We start from the raw sequence: 17,461 nt of genomic DNA on the forward strand, positions 1-17,461 counted from the left end.
AATCGTGTCCGGGGCTCAGGCCCCGCGTGCACGCCGCCTTAGCTCAGTCGGCAGAGCGTCTCACTCGTAATGAGAAGGTCGAGGGTTCGATTCCCTCAGGCGGCTCAAGAACTCCGTGAACTCGTTGTCCGGGTCGTCATCCGGCCCAGGTGCAATTCCCGTCTGCAACCACTGGTGTGACACTCCCGTGCGCAGCGCCCAGAGGATCACAATTAGTCGCCGCGGCACGGCCTTGCCGGTCTGGTAGTGGCTGAGGGCTGACACGCTCAGGTCCAGGTGCTCCGCCATCTCGGCGTTACTGAGCCCGGCCTCCTCTCGCGCCTTCCGCAGCCGGTCGTGCAGCTCAAAGGTCGGCACTCTGCCGCCGACAGGCATCACATTCGTCACGTCCGCAATTATGGCCACCACGGCCCAGCCATGCAACAACTGCGGCGTGTCAGTTCGTCGCTGCTGTAAACAGCTCACAGATGTGACAACATCCTCGACGTGACACACACTGACCCAGAGTTTGACCCGCGCATGATTTGGCCCGGGCAGCTCATCGGCGCGACGACCGTCGCCCAGATGCTTGGGATCGATCGCTCCACCGTCTCCAAGATGGTCAAGGATGGTCGGCTCTGCCCGCTCGCCCAGCTCGACGGTTCGACTGGTGCTTACGTCTTCGACCGCTCTGACATCAAGGCGACGAAGTGAAGACCGAGCCCCGCCAGAAGGCGGGCGTCATCGTCCGCACGAAGCTCAGCTTCGAGACGCACTTCACGCAGATCCCGAACGCCTACGCCCGCGACAACCGCATGAGCTACAAAGCTCGCGGCATCCTCGTGCTCCTCATGAGCCACGCTCCCGGCACTCCGGTGAGCCTCCAGAGCCTTGCGGACGACTCCGACCCGGACGGCCTGACCGCCGTGCGCACCGGCGTCATGGAGCTGGAGCAGCACGGCTACCTGTCGCGCGAGCCCGTCCGTGAGGGCTCCGGCGTATACGGCACCCGCTGGCACCTCACCGAGCCGACGATCCCCCTGTTCGAGGGTGACGGAACCACCGCGTCAGAAAATCGCACGCGGTCCCCGAAGCCTGTGGATAACTCGCGCACCGCGTCAGAAAATCGCATGGCAACCGCGTCAGAAAATCGCACGCAAAGAAGAACACTACTTAAGAACACTTATAGAACTACCCAGGACAACCCCAGTACGCGCACGGGGGAGTCCGAGCGGCAGAGCCGCACGCCCTCTGGCGACGCCTTCGACGTCGCGGCGTCGCTCCGCTCCGCGGCTGAAGCCATCGACTCTCCGAGCGGCCTATGCGGCGCGTTCGGAGCGCACCGAAAGGTGCACCACCAGTACCACCCACTGAACGGACGCTGCATCCACTGCGGCGAACGCAACCCCTACGAGATCGAGGGCGTTGCCTTCGACCAGCAGACAGGAGAAGTCCAGTGACCATCGACCGACCCGCCCACCGCGACGACCGACCCGAGTACGTCCTCGTGACCGTCTCGGCCGACCTCCGCCACGCCGCCACCGAGTACGAGCGCGAGGAGGACGACCACCACCTCGCGACCTTCGAGGAGCGCGAGGTGTTCCGCCACACCGCCGCGAAGCTGCGCCTCGTCGCCATGTTGGTCGAGACGCGCACCTGGTCCACCGACGTCGGGATCGCCTTCCTGGAGGCCGCACGCGGGAACCTCCTGGCCATACACGTCGGCGAGGTGGTCACCGCCAGAGCGGCCGAAGACGAGAAGCAGATGGTCCGGGACTCAGCGCACCTCCCGACCCTGGGGGTGAAGCTCTGATGCTCAGCCGTGCCGCCTTCCTCGCAACCATGGACCTCATCGCGAGCGACGCCTTCACCGAGGAGCGCTACCTCGACCTCCTCGACCAGCACGTTCCGACCTGGAGAGAGGCCGTCGAGCTGATCTGTGGAATCGCTGGGTTCGCCTCCCGGTGCCTCACCGGTGGCGTCGTCGTCGCGCTCCGCCCGAGCAGCGCCATCGCCCAGCGCGCCGCGGCGGACGTCATGCCCGCCTTCGCCGAGGCCGCCACCGCCCCGGACACCGACGCCGCGGAGGTAATCGCCCGGACCGCCGCCGTCATCCTGCCGCTCATCGAGGACCCCGCCACCACCGACGAGCGGGTTACAGCCCTCCTCGTCGCCGCCGCGCAGATCGCCCGCACCATCATCCGATCCCAGAATCCCGCCGCCATGGACGCGCGGCTCACCGCCTTCGAGGAGGCCAACTCATGAGCACCCCCGACACCATCCCCGCCGCCATCGTCCTGCCCCTCGCGGGCGTGCTCTGGACCGTCGTCCTGTGGCCGGCCATCCCCCGCCGCGTGCGCGAGTGGCTGACCCCGCACCGCTGGGTCGGATCGTCCTCGCGCTACTGCGTCGCCCACGACCGGTGCCGCGGCCGACTCCGGTACTACAACCCGCGCGGCGTCCGGCTCTGCGAGTCGGTCGTGCACTCCTCCGGCCGGGGCATCGCCCTGCCCGTCTACTGCGAGCTGCACCACGGGCACCGCGGCCGGCACTACTCCATCGACGCGGATCGGACGTGGGCACGATGAGCCCGCTCCAGACCATCCGCCTCGCCGCCTTCGAGCTGCGCCACTACCGAGCCCTCTGCCTCGTCCTCGGCCGGATGCTCGACGCGGCCGACACCCCGGGCCTGGTCGCCTCGGTGCGATCAGAGCTACGCCGAGCGGATGCCCGCGTGGCAGAGCTGGAAGGCGTCGGGCACTGATGGACCTGGACCGGTGCAACGCGGCCGGCGCCCGCATCGCCGAGGCCGTGCCCGTCGTGGACCGGAGCGACGCTGAGGTGGTCGAGCGGTGGCGCCTCGTCGCCGAGGAGCTGGCCTCGATGGGCGTGCACGCGGGGCCGCTGGTGTGGCGACACACGCTGCACGACGACGGCGGGCAGCACGGCCTGTGGTCCTACTCCGACGAGCAGGCGGCCATCGAGTGCGCCATGTGGTGGCACGTGCCCGTCGTCGCCGTGAGCATCGAGCCGATCAGTGAGCTGGTGTTCGACGTGCCGGCCGAGGAGCCCACCCTGTGGTGAAGCCGAGGGGTGGGGACGGGGCGCTCCGGGATCCCGACCTCCCGGCCGAGGACTGGGGCGGACGCAAGGCACAGACCTACGTCCGCCTCACCCTCGCCGAGTACGGGACCATCTGCCACCTGTGCGGTCTGCCCGGTGCGGTGACCGCGGACCACGTGATCCCGAGGTCGAAGGGCGGCGCGGTCTACGACCTGCGCAACCTCGCGCCCGCGCACAAGAGATGCAATGAGAGTCGCGGCAATAGAGACGCGGAAGGTCCGGCCGCAGTGATAGAGAGCGGCCTCGAATGGTTCGCGATAAGCGCGTGATTCTTTAAGAATCCGGCCTCACGGACACCCACGCGCAGCCCCGTCCATTTCTCTCCGACCTCCCACAAAAAACCGGGCTCGCCCGGAAACGCGAACCGAACGGAAAAAGATGCCCGAGTCTGATTCGATGCTCGACGGCCTGGAATTAAATGGCGGCTATGGCGCCGCTAATGGGGCGCTGCGCGAGTCGGTAGTGAAGACCATTACCGCCCTCAATGACGAGGGCCTTATCCAGCCTCGGCACTTCGCCATGTGCCAGCTCGCGCTGGAGCTGGCCGATGCGGTGACCGCGGGCACGCGCGCCGGCCGAGCGTCGGCGGTGGCGATGGCGGCGGCGCAGCTGCGCGAGACTCTCCTCGCTCTGCCGCAGCCGCGCGAGGGCTCGGAGATGGACAAGTTCAACGCCTGGGTGCAGGCGCTCAACGCCGCCGCCGCCTCCGCGCAGCCGGGCGTCCTGACCCTCCCGCCCGCCTCGTGATCGACACGTGGACCTGGCAGAACGCCCGACCCAAGTACGCGACCCCGCACAACCCCGCGGCGACCACGGACGGCCACCGCCAGGCGCTCATCGCGGACGGCATGGGCAAGAGCTTCATGGAGTGGCAGCGCTACGTCGCGTGCGTCGCTGGCGAGCGAACCGTGTTCGGCAATCTCCGCTACGAAATCGTGATCGTCACCGTCCCCCGCCAGTCCGGGAAGACCACCCTCGTCGGCCCGGTCCAGATCGACACCGTCATCTCGACGCCCAACGTGAAGACGTTCTACACCGCCCAGACCGGCAAGGACGCGCGCTCTCGCTTCACGGACCTCGTGAACCTCGTCAAGGCGTCGCCCATGTCGGGCGTCGCCAAGTTCCGCTACTCCGCGGGCGACGAGGGGATCATCTTCCCGAACGGCTCGGCCATCAAGATCTTCGCGCCGACCGAGCAGGCCCTCCACGGCGAGACCCCGCCCAAGGTCACCCTGGACGAGATCTGGGCCTTCGAGGAGGCCTTCGGCGACGCCATGCTCGAAGACGCGATCCTCCCCGCGCAGATGACGCTGGAGGGCGTGCGCCAGGTGTGGATGATCAGCACGGCCGGCACCGCGCTCTCCACGTTCATGAAGAAGTGGGTGGACCGCGGGCGCGCCTCCGTGGCCGACCGGGAGCGCGGCGGCAACGGCGGCCAGTGGTCCAAGATCGCCTACTTCGAGTGGGGCCTCCCGGACGGCGGCGACCCCTACGACCTCGACACCATCGAGAGCTTCCACCCCGCCGTGGGCTACACGGTGACCGCCGAGGGCCTGCTCCTGTACTCCGCGAACATGGCCCGCGCCAAGTGGCTCCGTTCGTTCTGCAACGTCTGGACCGAGGCCGCCGACCCCGTGGTGCCCATGGAGGACTGGGACTCACTGAAGATGAGCGACCGCACGAAGCGGCCCACGCGCAGCGATATCGCCATCACCTACGAGGTCGCCCCCGACAACGAATGCGCCGCCGTCATGGGCTCCTGGGTCGATGGCCGGGGGATCCCGCACACCCGCGTCATCCACGCTGCGCCCGGCACCGCGTGGCTGGTCGCGTTCCTCGTGAAGCTCCACGCTGAGTGGCGGCCGGCCGTCTTCGGCGCCGACGACGGCGGCCCGACTCGCGTGATCACGGCCGAGCTGCGCCGCCTCCTGAAAGACCCGGACGGCGAGAAGGTCCGCACCCTCAACGCCCGCGAGTTCGGGACCGCCTGCGTCTCCGCGCTCGGCGATATCAAGGACGGCCGTTTCCGCCACGACGGGTCCAAAACCCTCCGCTACAACATCGCCAATCTGGCCTTGAAACACATCAATGACGTGATCCGATTCTCCCGCTCCGACTCGACCGCACCCATCGCCGGAATCATCGCCGCAGCGGTCGGGATCTTCCTCTTCCAGAACAAGCCCGCACCCCTGTCCAAGCCCAAATTCCGGTCGGCCTGAAAGGCATCATGATAAAGCTCGACTTCACCACCCACTCCGTTGTCGTGGCCTGCGACAAGTGCCCGTGGTGGTCCGCGTTCGCCTTCGACCGGGAGGAGGGCTGGAGGACTGCGCGCCGTCACGAGCTGGCCTTCCACGAGGGCGACCAGCAGGCGCTCCGCGCCCTCGCCGCGTTCCTCTGGAAGGCCTCGCGTTTTCAGGAGAATACGTCCGTCTCAATAGTTGACGAGTGCCCACCCCAGACTTCATCACCCGGACCTCAGCCCGCCTGAGCGCGGCCGGCGTCGGGACGGCGCAACAGATCGCCTCCCCGTGGTCCAACGGCGACCACCTGACCCAGATCACCCTCGATGACCTCTACGGCATCACAGGCGGCATGAAGGTCACCCGCGGCAAAGCCATGAAGCTCCCCGTCATCTCGAAGGGCCGCCGCATCATGGCGGGCACCATCGGCCGCATGGGCCTGCGCACCATGAAGGCGGGCCGCCCCGCCCCGGCGCCGCTCGCGCTCCTGGCCCAGCCGGAGCGCGAGCGGTCCGCGTCGGCCACGCTCACCTGGACCGTGGACGCGCTCATGTTCTACCCGCGCACCTGGTGGATCGTCCAGGAGCGCGACTCCTACGGGTGGCCCGCCTGGGTCAAGCTCCTCCCGCACGCGGATGCGGAGTTCGACCGCGACGGCAAGCTCGCGAAGGCATGGGGCAAGCCCGTCGCCGCGGCCGACGTCATCGAGTTCGAGTCGCCCGACTCCGGCCTCCTCATCGACGCCGACGAGACGATCCGCCGCGCCTACGCGATCAACCGCGCCGCGGCCCTCGCCGAGGCCAACCCCGTCCCCTCCATCGAGCTGCACAACGACGGCGAAGACCTCGACAACGAAGAGATCGACCAGCTCCTCCAGACGTGGGTGGACGCTCGCGCCGGCAAGGGCGTCGGCTACACGTCGAAATCGCTGAAGGCGACCCCGATGGGTCAGCACCCCGAACAGCTCCTCATCGCCGGACGCGACCGCCTCGACCTCGACCTCGCCCGCCACCTCGGCATGCCCGCATGGCTGGCCGACGTCGCCGTGCAGGGCTCGACCCTCACCTACTCCAACCGCGCCTCCCGCAACTGGGAAGTCATCGACCTGTTCCTCGCGCCGCACATGACCGCGATCACCTCGCGGCTCTCGATGGCCGACGTCACGCCGCGCGGGTGGGAGGTCCGGTTCAACACCGACGACCTGACCCGCGACGACCAGAAGACGCGCTTCGAGGCCTACAAGCTCGGCAAGGATGCCGGGTTCCTCACCAACCAGTGGATCGCCGAGCAGGAGGGCTGGGACACCCCCGCCCCGGAAAAGGACCCCGCAGCATGATCACCCTCCAGCTCCTCGCGCTCATGCGCTCCGTGAAGCTGTCCACCGCCGAGCGCACCGTGGCCGGCCCCATCGTCGCCTACGACGAGCTGATCCCCTCGCACGGGATCATCATCCACGCCGGCGCCCTGACCACCCGCCAGCCCCTCGACCGCGTGAAGCTCCTGCGCGACCACGACATGGCCGACCCCCTCGGCTACATGACCGCCGTGGACGACTCGATCACCGAGGCGACCTTCCACCTCCCCGAGGGCGAGAACGGCGACCGTGCGCTCACCGAGGCCGGGAACGGCCTGCGCGACGGGTTCTCCATCGGCTTCACGTTCTCGGAGTACGCCTTCGATGACGACCTCACCCTCCACGTCTACGCCGGGGAAATCTACGAGACCTCTCTCGTCGCGATCCCCGCCGTCGCCTCCGCAGGCGTCTCCGCCGTCTCGGCCTCCCTCGACAACGCCCGAAAGGACTACCTCCACCTCATGAACGAAGCCCAGCTCCGCGCCGCCCTCTCCGCCGGAACCATCACTCAGGCGACCTTCGACGCGGCCCTCGCCGCGCTCCCGGCCGACCAGCGCACCCCGGCCGAGCCCGCAGCGCCCGCCGTTCCCGCCGAGCTGGCCGCCGGCCCCTCGGAGACCCCGCTCCCCGGCACCCGGCTGGAGACCCGCGACCGTGGGTTTTCCCTGCGAGAGGCAGCCACCCGCGTCGCCACCGCCGCCAAGCGAGGCATCGGCGCTGTTCAGATGGCGCTAGAGGAGATCACCTACACCGAGGCGAAGGCCGACGACGCCGCCGTCGCGTTCGTCAACCGGCCCGACTGGGTGGGTGAGGTGTGGCAGGCGGACACCTCCGGCCGCCCCGTCATCGACTCCCTCGGCGGCGCCAAGGAGCTGACCTCCGACAAGATCGAGGGCTGGAAGTGGACCGAGACCCCGGTGCCGGAGAAGTACGCGGGCGACCTCGCCGAGGTCCCCGGCAACGGGTTCAAGACCGAGAAGGTGTCCTTCGAGCCCGAGCGGTGGGCCTGGGCCGCGCGCCTGGACCGCAAGCTCGTGGACCTCGGGACCCCCGACCTGGTGGGCGCCCTGTTCGGCAAGCTCGCCGTGAACTACGACCGCGTGTCCGACTTCGACGTCGCCTCCCAGCTCGTCAACGCCGCGACCCTGAAGGCCAACTCCCCGACCCTCCTCGCGGCCCTCTCGACCACCGCCCGCGAGTTCCGCGCCATCGGCGCCTCGCTCGACTGCATCCGCCTCGCGGACGACGTGTTCGACCAGTTCGCCACGCTGAAGATCAACGACCTCCCCGCGTGGCTCGCGCTGAAGCTCGGCGTCAACCTCACCGACGGCACCGCCACCGTCGCCGAGGTCGGCCTCATCGAGGCGGACTCGAAGCTCGCCGCGGGCCAGTTCCTCGCCTACGACAAGCGGGCGGCGGAGGTGAAGGAGAAGCGGATCCCGAACCTGGAGGCCATCGTCATCCCCAACGGCGGCCTCGACCTCGGGTTCTTCAGCTACGGAGGCGTCATGTTCTCCGACAAGCGCGCCATCGTCAAGCGCAAGATCGTCGCCCCCGCCTCCTGATCAGCTCCCGGCCCGCGCGCCCCCCTCGCGCGGGCCGGGCACCCCGACCCGAAAGGAGCCCGACGTGGCCAGCTGGCACGACACGGCCTCGATCCGGCAGGGCTGGGCCGACGCTCCCTCCGTCGATTCGGCCGAGCTCGGAGACCTCCTGGACGCGGCCAAGGTGCAGTGCGGAGTGTTCGCCGGACTCTTCACCCAGGCCGCCGCCGACCAGGCCGAGATGGCGGACGCTCTCGCCTCGCTGGCCCCGAAGATCCCGGCGCGGATCCGCGAGGCGCACGCCCTCCAGGTGCAGGCGCTGCACACTCGCAAGAGCGCTGGCACCGACTCCTCCGGGTTCGACGGGTTCACCGTGCGCGAGTACGACATGAGCAAGCGGATCCGCCGACTCCTGCGCCCCGAGACCGGAAGGCCCAGCGTCGGATGACCGGCTCCCGCCAGCAGCTCGCCGCCGCCCTCGTGGCGGCGCTGCGCCCCCCGGCGCTCAGCCGCCGCCTCCCGTGGCTGATCATCCCGTCCCCGGATGACCTCACCGTGGATCCCACCTACCAGGCCGGGCTCCTGGTCTACCGGACCGAGATGACCCCCCTGCCCAACCGCGGCGCCACCCAGCACACCTTCGAGGTGGTCGTCATGGTGCCCCAGACCAAGGGCGGCGGATCCGCCGAGGACGCCCTCGACGCCGCCGCCGACCGACTGATCGAAGCGCTCGATCCGCTCGACTGGCTCGCCTGGACCAAGGCCGAGCGCACGAACTTCCAGGAGCGCTACCCGGCGTGGAAGTTCGACGTCACCGTGCACACCACCATCACTGAGGAGTAACCACCATGGCATTCAAGATGCAGGCCAACCGGCGCGTGTCGATCAAGATCAAGCGCGGCACCGCAGCGGCCATCGAGTACAAGGCCCAGGTCAAGAGCTGCAAGTGGGTGAAGGCCGGAGGCGACGCCCAGGTGTGGCAGGGCGGCGACCCGGACGTGAGCTTCACCGACACCACCCCCGAGACCTGGACGCTCCAGCTCGCGATGGGCCAGGACTTCGAGGACACCGCCACCCTCGCCAACGTGCTCCTGGAGTTCTCCGGCGAGAAGGCCACCGTCAGCTACCAGGCCGTGCCGGGCGGACGCATCGCGTCGGCCGAGGTGACCCTCGCCGCGCCGGCCGAAATCGGCGGCGACTTCAACACCTGGCAGGACACCACCGTCACGATGGCCAGCGACAAGCCCAAGTTCGCCGCGGCGCCCGCGAACTAGTGATCGACGTGCGCGGCTCCAGGCCGCTCCAGGCCGTGCTCCTGGGGATGAAGCAGGCGGACAAGACCGTGCGCAACGACATCAACAAGGACGCCCGCAAGAAGGCCGGACCCGTCTGGCAGGAGGCGCTGCGCGGACACACGACCACGCGGCTGGAAGTCCGCGCCCTCCTGCCGGGCGCACGGGTCGGCATCGGCGTCCGCTCCATCAAGCTCACCGCCGCGACCTCCCGGCGCCCCCTGCGCGGCGGGCTGGTCCCCTCCAGCGACTTCGCGGCCATCGAGTACGGCGCCCGCGAGCGCAAGCACCAGTCACCCATGACCTCACCGAAGGGCACCCGCTACACCGTGAACAGGATCACCGGCCGGCAGTTCCGGCCCCGCTCGCGCGGCTACGTGGTCAACCCCGCCGCGGGGACGGCCGGTAAGCGGATCGTCGCCCTCTGGGTGAAGACCGTTTACGACGGGTTCTCCGCCGCCGCTAGGGGGCGCTGATGGCTCCCATCTCCATCGACTTCCTGGCCAACGTCGGAGCCTTCCTGCGCGGAACCAAGGACGTCGAGGGCGCCCTCGATGACGTCTCCTCGGCCCTTGACGAGGTGGCCCGCGACGGCGCCGGTATCGGCGACGGGATCGGCGACAGCCTGCGCGACGCTGCGCGGGACGGCGAGCAGGCCGGAGACGATATCGGCCGCTCGATGCAGGACGCCTCCCGGTACGGGGAGCAGGCCGGGGACAAGATCGGCCACTCCCTCCAGGACGCTGCCCGCGACGGCGAGCGGGCCGGAGAGAGCATCGGCGACTCCATGAAGGACGCTGCCCGCGAGGGCGAGCGCGCCGGAGACGATATCGGCCGCTCGATGCAGGACGCCTCCCGAGACGGAGAGCAGGCCGGAGACAAGATCGGCCGCTCCCTCCAGGACGCTGCCCGCGACGGCGAGCGGGCCGGGGACGATATCGGCGACTCGATGAAGGACGCTGCGCGCGAGGGCGAGCGGGCCGGAGAGAGCATCGGCGACTCGATGAAGGACGGGGCGCGCGAGAGCGAGCGCGCCGTCGACAAGATCGAGGACTCCTTCCGAGACATGGCCCGCAAGGTCAAAGCCGAGACGAAGGCCGCGGGCGACGGGCTCGGCGACTCGATGCGCGACGGCGCGAGCCGGGCCTCGGACGGCGTGCGCGAGATCGGCGACGAGGCGGCCTCGACCGCGAAGGAGGCCGCAGCGTCCTTCGACGGCTCGGCGGAGTCCATCGGTGACGCCTTCCAGGAGGTCGCCGCGAACGCGTTCGCCGGGTTCGGTCCGGCCGGCCTGATCGCCGGTGTCGCCGCCGCGGCCGGTATCGGTGTCGTCCTTACCAAGCTCCAGGAGGGCGGCGAAGAGTCCGAGGCCATGAAGCAGAAGGTCTCCGACCTCACTGCCGAGCTGGTCGACGTCGGCACCCAGAGCGGGCCGAGCCTGGACTACCTCGTCGGCCGACTGAAGGAGATGGCGTCCTCGGCGGAGGACGGCGAGCAGAGCCTCTCGGACCTCTACAAGCTGAGCGAGGGCGCCGGCGCTTCCAGCTTCGAGAAGATCGCTCAGGCCTACGCGGGCAACGTCGAGGGCCTGGACGAGCTGATCGCCAAGGAGCGCGAGCATCAGAAGTCGCTGGAGGAGGAAGCCTCCCAGATTGACACCACGAAGGACACCTCCTACGGCGCGGCCGTCTCCCGGGCCGAGGACTCCGCCAAGATCGTCTCCGGGCTGGAGCGCGCCCGCGATATCGCCGCAGAGGCGCAGCTCGCCGAGGAGGCCTACATCGCCTCGGGCGCCGCCGAGCTGGAGGCGAAGGCCGAGCGCACCGCCGCCTACGCCGACTCCATCGCCGAGAACCTGACCGAGGCCGGGTCGGACTGGGAGAAGTACGCCGACGACGAGACCGGCGCGCTGAATCTGGAGAAGTACAACGCGAACATCGAGGCCCGGGTCGCGGCCATGGAGAACTACCGCTCGAACATGGCGGGCCTCCAGGGGAACATCAACCAGGACGCCCTCAACTACTTGCAGTCCCTCGGCGCCGACGCGGCCCCCCTGATCCAGGCCTACGTGGACGCTCCGAACGAGCAGAAGGACCGGACCGCCGCGAACTGGGCCACCCTCGGCCAGACCGCCGCATCGTCCTACACCGCCGATCTGAAGCGCGGGATCCCCGGCCAGGTCGCCGGTCCCAACGTCATCATCCCGAGCCCCGACATGTCACCCGTCGAGCGCGCCATCCAAACGTTCGGAACGCGCCGCATCGTCGTGAACGTCGAGGGGCGCATTACCAAGATCGGACAGCAGGTCTACGACTGATGGTCACCCTTAGCCACTCCGCCGGCCTGACCGCGCCCGTGCGCGTCCTGGAAGTCTCGTCCGTCTCGCAGACGTCCAACCTCCGCACGATCATCCACGAGCTGATCGGCAACCCCGTCCCCGATATCACCGTCCGCCCAGCCGGCCCCCGCACCGGCACCCTGACCTACGTGCTGGCCGACAAGGCGGCAGGGCAAGCCGCCGAGCTCCTGCACCGGACCCCCGGCATCATCCGGTTGGACGACCCGGGCATCCTCACCATGACCTACTACGCGACCGGTGCGCTCCGCCTGTTCCTCGACCCCCGCGCTCGCCACTCATGGGTGCTCACCGTCGACTTCATCGAGGTGATCCGGTGATCTCGCAGCACCTCGCCTCGCTCAGCCTCTACGACGACACCGACCTCCTGATCGGCACGTTCGCGATCAAGTCGGGCAGCCTGTCCCTCGACGACAACCGCGCCCCGTTCGTGACCGCCTCCGTCGTCCTGACCCTCCCCAAGACCTCCATCGAGCGCTTCGCAATGGACCCCCGCGCGCGCCTCATTCGCGCCGTCCTGGAGCTGCAGAAGGTCTACAGCGGCTCGCTCCCCATCGCGGCAATCACCAACCGGTACCGCGAGCGCGGCCTCGCAGGAGTCACCGAGGACATGACGCGCCCCGCGACCAGCAACCCCTCCACCCTCGCGGACCTCGCGGCGAACTTCGAGAACCACTGGAACGGCTACCCCTCGCCTCCCCGCGAGCGCCTGCTCGTGGAGATGTACCTCGTGGAATCGGTAGCCGACTACGCCGCCGACGAGCTGTCCCTGACGCTGGCCGGCGCCGAGTTCCTCATGCAGCAGGACGTGTCCTCCGGACAGGCCCCCTACGCCCCGGGCGCGGTCGCGCTCCTGGACGTGGTGCGCTACGTCATCGAATCGCTCGGCATCGGGTACGTCCTCGAATCGGACGCCGCGTCCCACGCCCTGATCGAGGCGGACGCGAGCGAGTGGAAGACAGGAGTGAGCGGGTGGGACTACCTGCGCCCCCTCGTGGAGGCGGCAGGCCTGCGCCTCTGGGCGGACGTATCCGGCTTCTGGCACCTCCTCAAGCGCATCCCCTCCGACAGCATCTCCGCGTGGTCCACCGCCAACACCAAGGCCCTGACGGACAAGGTGTCCCGCTCCGGCTCGTGGGGCGACGCGGTGGTCGTCATCTACGAGTGGGAGGACGCGGACGGCAACCAGCGCGAACAGGTCGACTACGCCAAGCTCCTCGCGAATCCGAACAAGCCGCGCGTGTTCCGCCGATCCTCGCCCTATCCCGGCCCCGGCGCCGCTGCCTACCTTCTCCGGTTCGTGCAGACGCGCGGCCGTGACGTCGAGCTGACGGCCGTCTCCGACTACACCATCGCCCCCGGAGGCCGCGCCTACGTGCAGCTCCCCTCCGGGACGAGGCTGACCAAGACCATCGCCGCCGTGCAATACGCGCTCGGCAACGACGACATGACCGTGACACTCCGCGACCAGCTCGCAGAAGGCGAAGAGGACTGATGGGCTACTTAGACGCCGAAGGGCTGTACGTCTACGAGGAGACCGACCTCGCCATCCCGAACCACTCCTTCTCGGAGCTGCTGAACATCGGGCTGCGCAGCATCAAGAACTTCGCGCCCGGATCAGTGAAGCTGGCCGACCTCCTCGCGCGCGTCAAGAAGGGCGACCTGTTCTTCAACCCGTACGACTACGGCGCGGTCGGGAAGGGCAACCCGGCCGACGCAGCCGCGGACACGGCCGGGTGGAAGGCAGCCCTCGCCGCCGCCGCCGCCTTCGGACCGGCGTTCGGCACGGCCACCGTCCGCGCCCCGGGCGGCATCTTCTACGTCAACGACACGCTGACGTGGAACCTGCGCGTGAGCCTCCAGGGTCCGGCCGAAATCCGCTCCACCATCACGGACCCGTCCAAGTATCTGTGGGTCGCGTACACCGACGCGGCGGGCGATGCGACGAACCCGGGCGGCTCCCCGGTCGATCAGCACGCGACCGCCATGGTGCAGATCATCAACGTCGGCGCGGGCAACGCGGGCGGCAACGGCCTGCGCATCGGTCGCCTCGACGGCACCGCCCCGACCGAGAAGCCCTCGCACATCAGCATCGACAAGAGCGTGTTCCGCAACTTCAATGAGGGCGTCCGCTTCGGAGCTAACACCTACATGGTGAAGTTCGATCACGTCGCGATCCAGGCGTGCAAGGTCGGTATCCGGCACCTCGCCGCCGCGAACTCCGGCGAGCGGCTGGTGTTCCAGGACTGCTCGATCACCGGCAACAATCTGGCCATCGACGCGCAGACCGACCAGGCGATGGACTTCAACGTCTGCTCCTTCTCCTACAACCACCGTCAGATCCTCCGCTCCAAGTCGGCTCGCGTGTTCTTCAACGGTGGTCACGTCGAGATGAACTCGCCGTACGCGCCGTGGTTCGACCTCCTCGACGTGTCCGCGTTCGTCCAGTTCACGGGCGTGCGGTTCCTGCTCGGCCAGCAAGACAACTACACGAGCGTCGTGAACGTCACCCCCGATGGCCTCCAGTTCCCGTCCCGCCGCGCCTACGAGACGGGTGACGCGCTGCTCATCAACGCGGAGAACGGGTCAGGCCTGGCAGCCGGGTCCACCTACTACGTGCTCTCCAACAGCGCCACAGGCCTCGTCGTCGTCTCGGCCACGCGAGGCGGGGCGCCGGCCGCGACCCTGAACGGCACGATCACGTCGCTGAAGGCGACCATCCCGCCCGGAGGCTACGTCCCCGTCATCTCGACCACCCAGCCGACGCAGCGCGTGAACATCGTCGGCGGCTCCTTCGACGGGTCGGCGTCGGACGTGACTTACCTGTCCTCCGGCCCCGGGATCGTCACGACCACGGTCGGCACGGCCACGTTCAACAACAGCACCCTGAATATGCAGATCAACGATCAGCAGACGCTCCTGCGCGACGGGCACTTCAACGAGGCGTCCATCGTGGACGACCTCTTCCTCCAGACCATCGGCGGCCACGACACCGCCGTGCTGTCCTCGGAGCAGGCGTCCTCCGGCACCCAGTCACTCAAGCTCACCCACCTCGCCAAGGGCGAGACGGCCGACCTCTACGTCTACGTGCCCATCGCCCAGGGTGCCCGGGTCAACGCTCGTCTGCGAATGATGATCATGAACACCGACTCCACCGTCGTCATCAACGTTCGCTACGGACAAGCCCACGTCGGGGCCAACCCGGGCGGCGGCACGAACCTCGGCGGCAGCGGCTTCGCCCTCGGCCCGATCCTCGGCACCTCGAACCGCAGCGGGTCAGCCGTGCCCGCGTGGATCACGTTCCGACAGCCGTTGCTCTCCTGGACGCCCGCGCCCCTCTGGGCCACCCACTTCATCCTCCAGATCAAGACGACGGCCGTCGTCAGCAACGGAGTCGTCTATCTGGACGACATCGAGATCAGCCAGTTCTAGAGAGGGAACCATGCAGATCATCCACGGCGCCCGCGGGCGCATCACCACCCACTTCCACGAGGACATAGGCCGCGGGTTCCTGCACCGCGGCATCGACCTCGGCCACGGCGACGGCACCCCCGACGACCTCGCCGTCTATGCGCCGGCGACCGGGATCGTCGTCGCCGCCGGCCGAGATGGGACGTACGGCAACCGCCTCATCATCAACCACGGCAACGGCTGGACGAGCCTGCTCGCCCATCTCGCCGCCTACACGGTCCGCCCGGGATCGCAGGTTCACCGCGGCGACCTCATCGCCACCATGGGCAACACCGGCACGGTGTTCGTCCACCTTCACCAGGAGCTCCGGGAGCACGGCCAGTGGGTCGATCCGGAGCTGCACCTTCACCCAGAACAGGACGAAATCGACATGCTCTCCCCCGAAGACCGCACCCTCCAGACCGAGCTGCGCGACGAGCTGCGCGGCTTCTCCCAGCGCATCGACGCCGCGGGCGGCATCGGCGAGCTGTTCCGCCTCCTCCAGGATGGCCTGGACGAGATCGAGAGCGCGGCCGACCGCCGTGCCGGGGACCTCGCCAAGGTCATCACCCGCGAGGGCAAGGGCGCCCGCGCCTACGTCCACGCCGACACGGGCGAGGTGCGCGTCATGTCCGCGGTCGGGAAGTGGTGGCTCCCCGTCGCCGCGGACGGCGCCGAGGCGACCGTCACCCGCCTGTGCGACCGCGGAATCTGCCAGAGCTGGTGGGACCGGAAGACCCTCTCGCCCGAGGACTTCGACCAGTGGGGGCGCGAGTTTGACCGCCTCCAGTCCGGCCCGATCTTCGCCGCGGCGGTGACCGCATGAGCATGACCGACCCCCGATCCCCGAACAAGAACCTGGCGCTGGTCGTCGTCGCCGTCATCGTGCTGGTCGGCCTGGCCGGCGCGCTCTACCTCCTGATCGAGCGCCCCGACGCCTCCGCCACGTTCATCAACATGGTGACCACGCTCCTCGGCCTCCTGATCGTCGCGAGCGGCCTCGCAATCGCCGTGGACCGCTCCCAGAAGGCCACCACCGAGCGGCTCGACGCGCAGGACTCGACGCTCCACACGATCAAGGCGAACACGAACGGCACCCTGTCCGAGCTGCGGGCGACGAATGCACAGCAGGCGGCAGAGCTGCAGGAGCTGCGCGAGGCGGAGGCCCGCCGTCAGGAGGCGAGTCGACACCAGGCGCAGTGAGCTGACGCGCGACGAGGCCCACACCGATTCGGGTTCGGTAGGGGCCTCGTCGTCGTGCTCGCTAGGCGGCGAGCGGCATGGCCTCCGGGAGCCGGAGGGTCACAAGGCCTGCGCGAAGCTGTGCGAGGGTGACGTCGGTGTAGAGCGAGGTGGTTGCCATGCTCTCGTGGCGCATCAGCTCCTGGACGATCCGGGCCTGCACACCCTCCGCGACGAGCGCGGTGCCGTACCAGTGCCTGAGCTGGTGCGGGGTTCCGGGGACGCCGGCGCGCTGCATGGCGCTCCCGATGCCCTGACGTATGCCGTCCGCGGAGACGTGCTCGGCGCCGTTGTAGGCCGGGAACCAGTAGCCTCGCCGCGGCCACTGAGCAGCCTCCTCCGCGAGCTGCGGGTGCAGCGGGAGTAGCGCCGTCTTGCCGCCCTTCCCCGTGACCGTCATCGTGCCGCCTGCGAGGTCGAAATCGTCGCCGTGGACCTTGGCTATCTCGTGCACCCGGAGGCCCGCGAGGACCGCCAGGAGGACGTAGGCGCGCGTCCGGGACCGATTGCACACGGCGAGCAGCGCCCCGAGCTGAGGCGACGACACAGGGCGCGGGCGACCCTTCGGGCGCTTCGGCCGCGGCGTCGAGAGCGAGGGATCGTCCGCGCGCTGACCGGTCCGCACCAGCCACTCGCAGTAGGCGCGGATCGACGCATGGTAGGTCGCGCGGGAGGAGGCCGCGAGCGAGCGCCGGCCACAGAACCGCATGACGTCCGCCGGCGTGATCCCGAGCGGGTCGAGGTCGGCGCAGAGTGCACGGATCACTCCTGCGCGCTCAGCGATCGTGCGGGCCGAGAGGCCCTGCGCGTTCTGCCACAGCGTCCAGTCTTCGAGGAGACGCGCGAGGGCGAGGGCGTGCAGCATGGTGGTCCCAATC

The 17,461-nt window shown here is 69.1% G+C and carries 25 protein-coding genes and 1 tRNA gene; 24 read left to right on the forward strand and 2 right to left on the reverse strand.

All coding sequences use genetic code 11. From position 1 onward, the window contains the following. Positions 1-32 precede the first annotated feature (32 nt). Positions 33-105, forward strand: a tRNA-Thr gene (locus C5D09_RS06295). Here C5D09_RS06295 and C5D09_RS17980 read toward each other — a convergent pair. Then, positions 61-375 carry a helix-turn-helix transcriptional regulator gene (locus tag C5D09_RS17980; protein ID WP_104268907.1) on the reverse strand — a complete coding sequence of 105 codons (315 nt, stop codon included), beginning with the start codon at positions 373-375 and terminating at the stop codon, positions 61-63. The genes C5D09_RS06295 and C5D09_RS17980 overlap by 45 nt on opposite strands. Positions 376-486: 111 nt before the next feature. On the opposite strand from C5D09_RS17980, the gene C5D09_RS17095 reads away from it, so the two are divergent. The 23 genes from C5D09_RS17095 to C5D09_RS06410 all read left to right on the forward strand — a co-directional run bounded on the left by C5D09_RS17095 (position 487) and on the right by C5D09_RS06410 (position 16,544). Continuing rightward, complete coding sequence (locus C5D09_RS17095; RefSeq protein ID WP_146085611.1) at positions 487-693, forward strand: helix-turn-helix domain-containing protein; 207 nt, start codon at positions 487-489, stop codon at positions 691-693. Beyond that, the gene (locus C5D09_RS06305; RefSeq protein ID WP_104268858.1) at positions 690-1,439 is read left to right on the forward strand and encodes a hypothetical protein; all 750 of its coding nucleotides are present in this window, start codon (positions 690-692) and stop codon (positions 1,437-1,439) included. The genes C5D09_RS17095 and C5D09_RS06305 overlap by 4 nt, the downstream gene beginning before the upstream one ends. After that, positions 1,436-1,792: a hypothetical protein gene (locus C5D09_RS06310; RefSeq protein WP_104268859.1), complete on the forward strand. Its 357-nt coding sequence runs from the start codon at positions 1,436-1,438 to the stop codon at positions 1,790-1,792. Before C5D09_RS06305 ends, C5D09_RS06310 begins: the two co-directional genes overlap by 4 nt. Next, positions 1,792-2,244, forward strand: coding sequence for a hypothetical protein (locus C5D09_RS06315; protein WP_104268860.1), 453 nt, complete (start codon positions 1,792-1,794; stop codon positions 2,242-2,244). The genes C5D09_RS06310 and C5D09_RS06315 overlap by 1 nt, the downstream gene beginning before the upstream one ends. Beyond that, on the forward strand, positions 2,241-2,567 hold the full coding sequence (locus tag C5D09_RS06320; protein WP_104268861.1) for a hypothetical protein: 327 nt from the start codon (positions 2,241-2,243) through the stop codon (positions 2,565-2,567). Before C5D09_RS06315 ends, C5D09_RS06320 begins: the two co-directional genes overlap by 4 nt. After that, positions 2,564-2,743, forward strand: a complete 180-nt coding sequence (locus tag C5D09_RS06325; RefSeq protein ID WP_146085612.1) for a hypothetical protein — start codon at positions 2,564-2,566, stop codon at positions 2,741-2,743. Before C5D09_RS06320 ends, C5D09_RS06325 begins: the two co-directional genes overlap by 4 nt. Continuing rightward, the gene (locus C5D09_RS06330) at positions 2,743-3,063 is read left to right on the forward strand and encodes a hypothetical protein (RefSeq protein WP_104268863.1); all 321 of its coding nucleotides are present in this window, start codon (positions 2,743-2,745) and stop codon (positions 3,061-3,063) included. Before C5D09_RS06325 ends, C5D09_RS06330 begins: the two co-directional genes overlap by 1 nt. After that, complete coding sequence (locus tag C5D09_RS06335; protein WP_219813052.1) at positions 3,057-3,371, forward strand: HNH endonuclease; 315 nt, start codon at positions 3,057-3,059, stop codon at positions 3,369-3,371. Before C5D09_RS06330 ends, C5D09_RS06335 begins: the two co-directional genes overlap by 7 nt. A 127-nt stretch (positions 3,372-3,498) precedes the next feature. Next, positions 3,499-3,849: a hypothetical protein gene (locus C5D09_RS17100; protein WP_146085613.1), complete on the forward strand. Its 351-nt coding sequence runs from the start codon at positions 3,499-3,501 to the stop codon at positions 3,847-3,849. Beyond that, on the forward strand, positions 3,846-5,321 hold the full coding sequence (locus tag C5D09_RS06345) for a hypothetical protein (protein ID WP_104268865.1): 1,476 nt from the start codon (positions 3,846-3,848) through the stop codon (positions 5,319-5,321). The genes C5D09_RS17100 and C5D09_RS06345 overlap by 4 nt, the downstream gene beginning before the upstream one ends. A gap of 8 nt (positions 5,322-5,329) precedes the next feature. Further along, the gene (locus C5D09_RS06350) at positions 5,330-5,593 is read left to right on the forward strand and encodes a hypothetical protein (RefSeq protein ID WP_104268866.1); all 264 of its coding nucleotides are present in this window, start codon (positions 5,330-5,332) and stop codon (positions 5,591-5,593) included. Beyond that, positions 5,551-6,681 carry a phage portal protein gene (locus tag C5D09_RS06355; protein WP_104268867.1) on the forward strand — a complete coding sequence of 377 codons (1,131 nt, stop codon included), beginning with the start codon at positions 5,551-5,553 and terminating at the stop codon, positions 6,679-6,681. The genes C5D09_RS06350 and C5D09_RS06355 overlap by 43 nt, the downstream gene beginning before the upstream one ends. After that, positions 6,678-8,264, forward strand: a complete 1,587-nt coding sequence (locus C5D09_RS06360; protein ID WP_104268868.1) for an HK97 family phage prohead protease — start codon at positions 6,678-6,680, stop codon at positions 8,262-8,264. Before C5D09_RS06355 ends, C5D09_RS06360 begins: the two co-directional genes overlap by 4 nt. 64 nt (positions 8,265-8,328) lie before the next feature. Beyond that, positions 8,329-8,691, forward strand: coding sequence for a hypothetical protein (locus tag C5D09_RS06365; RefSeq protein WP_104268869.1), 363 nt, complete (start codon positions 8,329-8,331; stop codon positions 8,689-8,691). Beyond that, positions 8,688-9,086, forward strand: coding sequence for a hypothetical protein (locus C5D09_RS06370; protein WP_104268870.1), 399 nt, complete (start codon positions 8,688-8,690; stop codon positions 9,084-9,086). The genes C5D09_RS06365 and C5D09_RS06370 overlap by 4 nt, the downstream gene beginning before the upstream one ends. Before the next feature lie 5 nt (positions 9,087-9,091). Beyond that, the gene (locus C5D09_RS06375; protein WP_104268871.1) at positions 9,092-9,517 is read left to right on the forward strand and encodes a hypothetical protein; all 426 of its coding nucleotides are present in this window, start codon (positions 9,092-9,094) and stop codon (positions 9,515-9,517) included. Between the two features lie 8 nt (positions 9,518-9,525). Further along, positions 9,526-10,011, forward strand: coding sequence for a hypothetical protein (locus C5D09_RS06380; RefSeq protein WP_146085614.1), 486 nt, complete (start codon positions 9,526-9,528; stop codon positions 10,009-10,011). Beyond that, positions 10,011-11,852: a hypothetical protein gene (locus tag C5D09_RS06385; protein WP_104268873.1), complete on the forward strand. Its 1,842-nt coding sequence runs from the start codon at positions 10,011-10,013 to the stop codon at positions 11,850-11,852. Before C5D09_RS06380 ends, C5D09_RS06385 begins: the two co-directional genes overlap by 1 nt. After that, positions 11,852-12,211, forward strand: coding sequence for a hypothetical protein (locus C5D09_RS06390; RefSeq protein ID WP_104268874.1), 360 nt, complete (start codon positions 11,852-11,854; stop codon positions 12,209-12,211). Before C5D09_RS06385 ends, C5D09_RS06390 begins: the two co-directional genes overlap by 1 nt. Next, on the forward strand, positions 12,208-13,386 hold the full coding sequence (locus tag C5D09_RS06395; RefSeq protein ID WP_104268875.1) for a hypothetical protein: 1,179 nt from the start codon (positions 12,208-12,210) through the stop codon (positions 13,384-13,386). Before C5D09_RS06390 ends, C5D09_RS06395 begins: the two co-directional genes overlap by 4 nt. Continuing rightward, a complete protein-coding gene (locus C5D09_RS06400; RefSeq protein ID WP_104268876.1) occupies positions 13,386-15,323 on the forward strand; it encodes a hypothetical protein in 1,938 nt (645 codons plus the stop codon). The genes C5D09_RS06395 and C5D09_RS06400 overlap by 1 nt, the downstream gene beginning before the upstream one ends. A gap of 10 nt (positions 15,324-15,333) precedes the next feature. Then, positions 15,334-16,167, forward strand: coding sequence for a M23 family metallopeptidase (locus tag C5D09_RS06405; protein ID WP_104268877.1), 834 nt, complete (start codon positions 15,334-15,336; stop codon positions 16,165-16,167). Between the two features lie 2 nt (positions 16,168-16,169). Further along, positions 16,170-16,544, forward strand: coding sequence for a hypothetical protein (locus tag C5D09_RS06410; protein ID WP_104268878.1), 375 nt, complete (start codon positions 16,170-16,172; stop codon positions 16,542-16,544). A 61-nt stretch (positions 16,545-16,605) separates the two neighbouring features. On the opposite strand, the gene C5D09_RS06415 is transcribed toward C5D09_RS06410, so the two are convergent. Continuing rightward, the gene (locus tag C5D09_RS06415; RefSeq protein ID WP_104268879.1) at positions 16,606-17,448 is read right to left on the reverse strand and encodes a tyrosine-type recombinase/integrase; all 843 of its coding nucleotides are present in this window, start codon (positions 17,446-17,448) and stop codon (positions 16,606-16,608) included. Between the last annotated feature and the right edge of the window lie 13 nt (positions 17,449-17,461).

Origin of the sequence: Rathayibacter sp. AY1C9 (assembly GCF_002932315.1) — a bacterium.
Taxonomy (GTDB): Bacteria; Actinomycetota; Actinomycetes; order Actinomycetales; family Microbacteriaceae; genus Rathayibacter.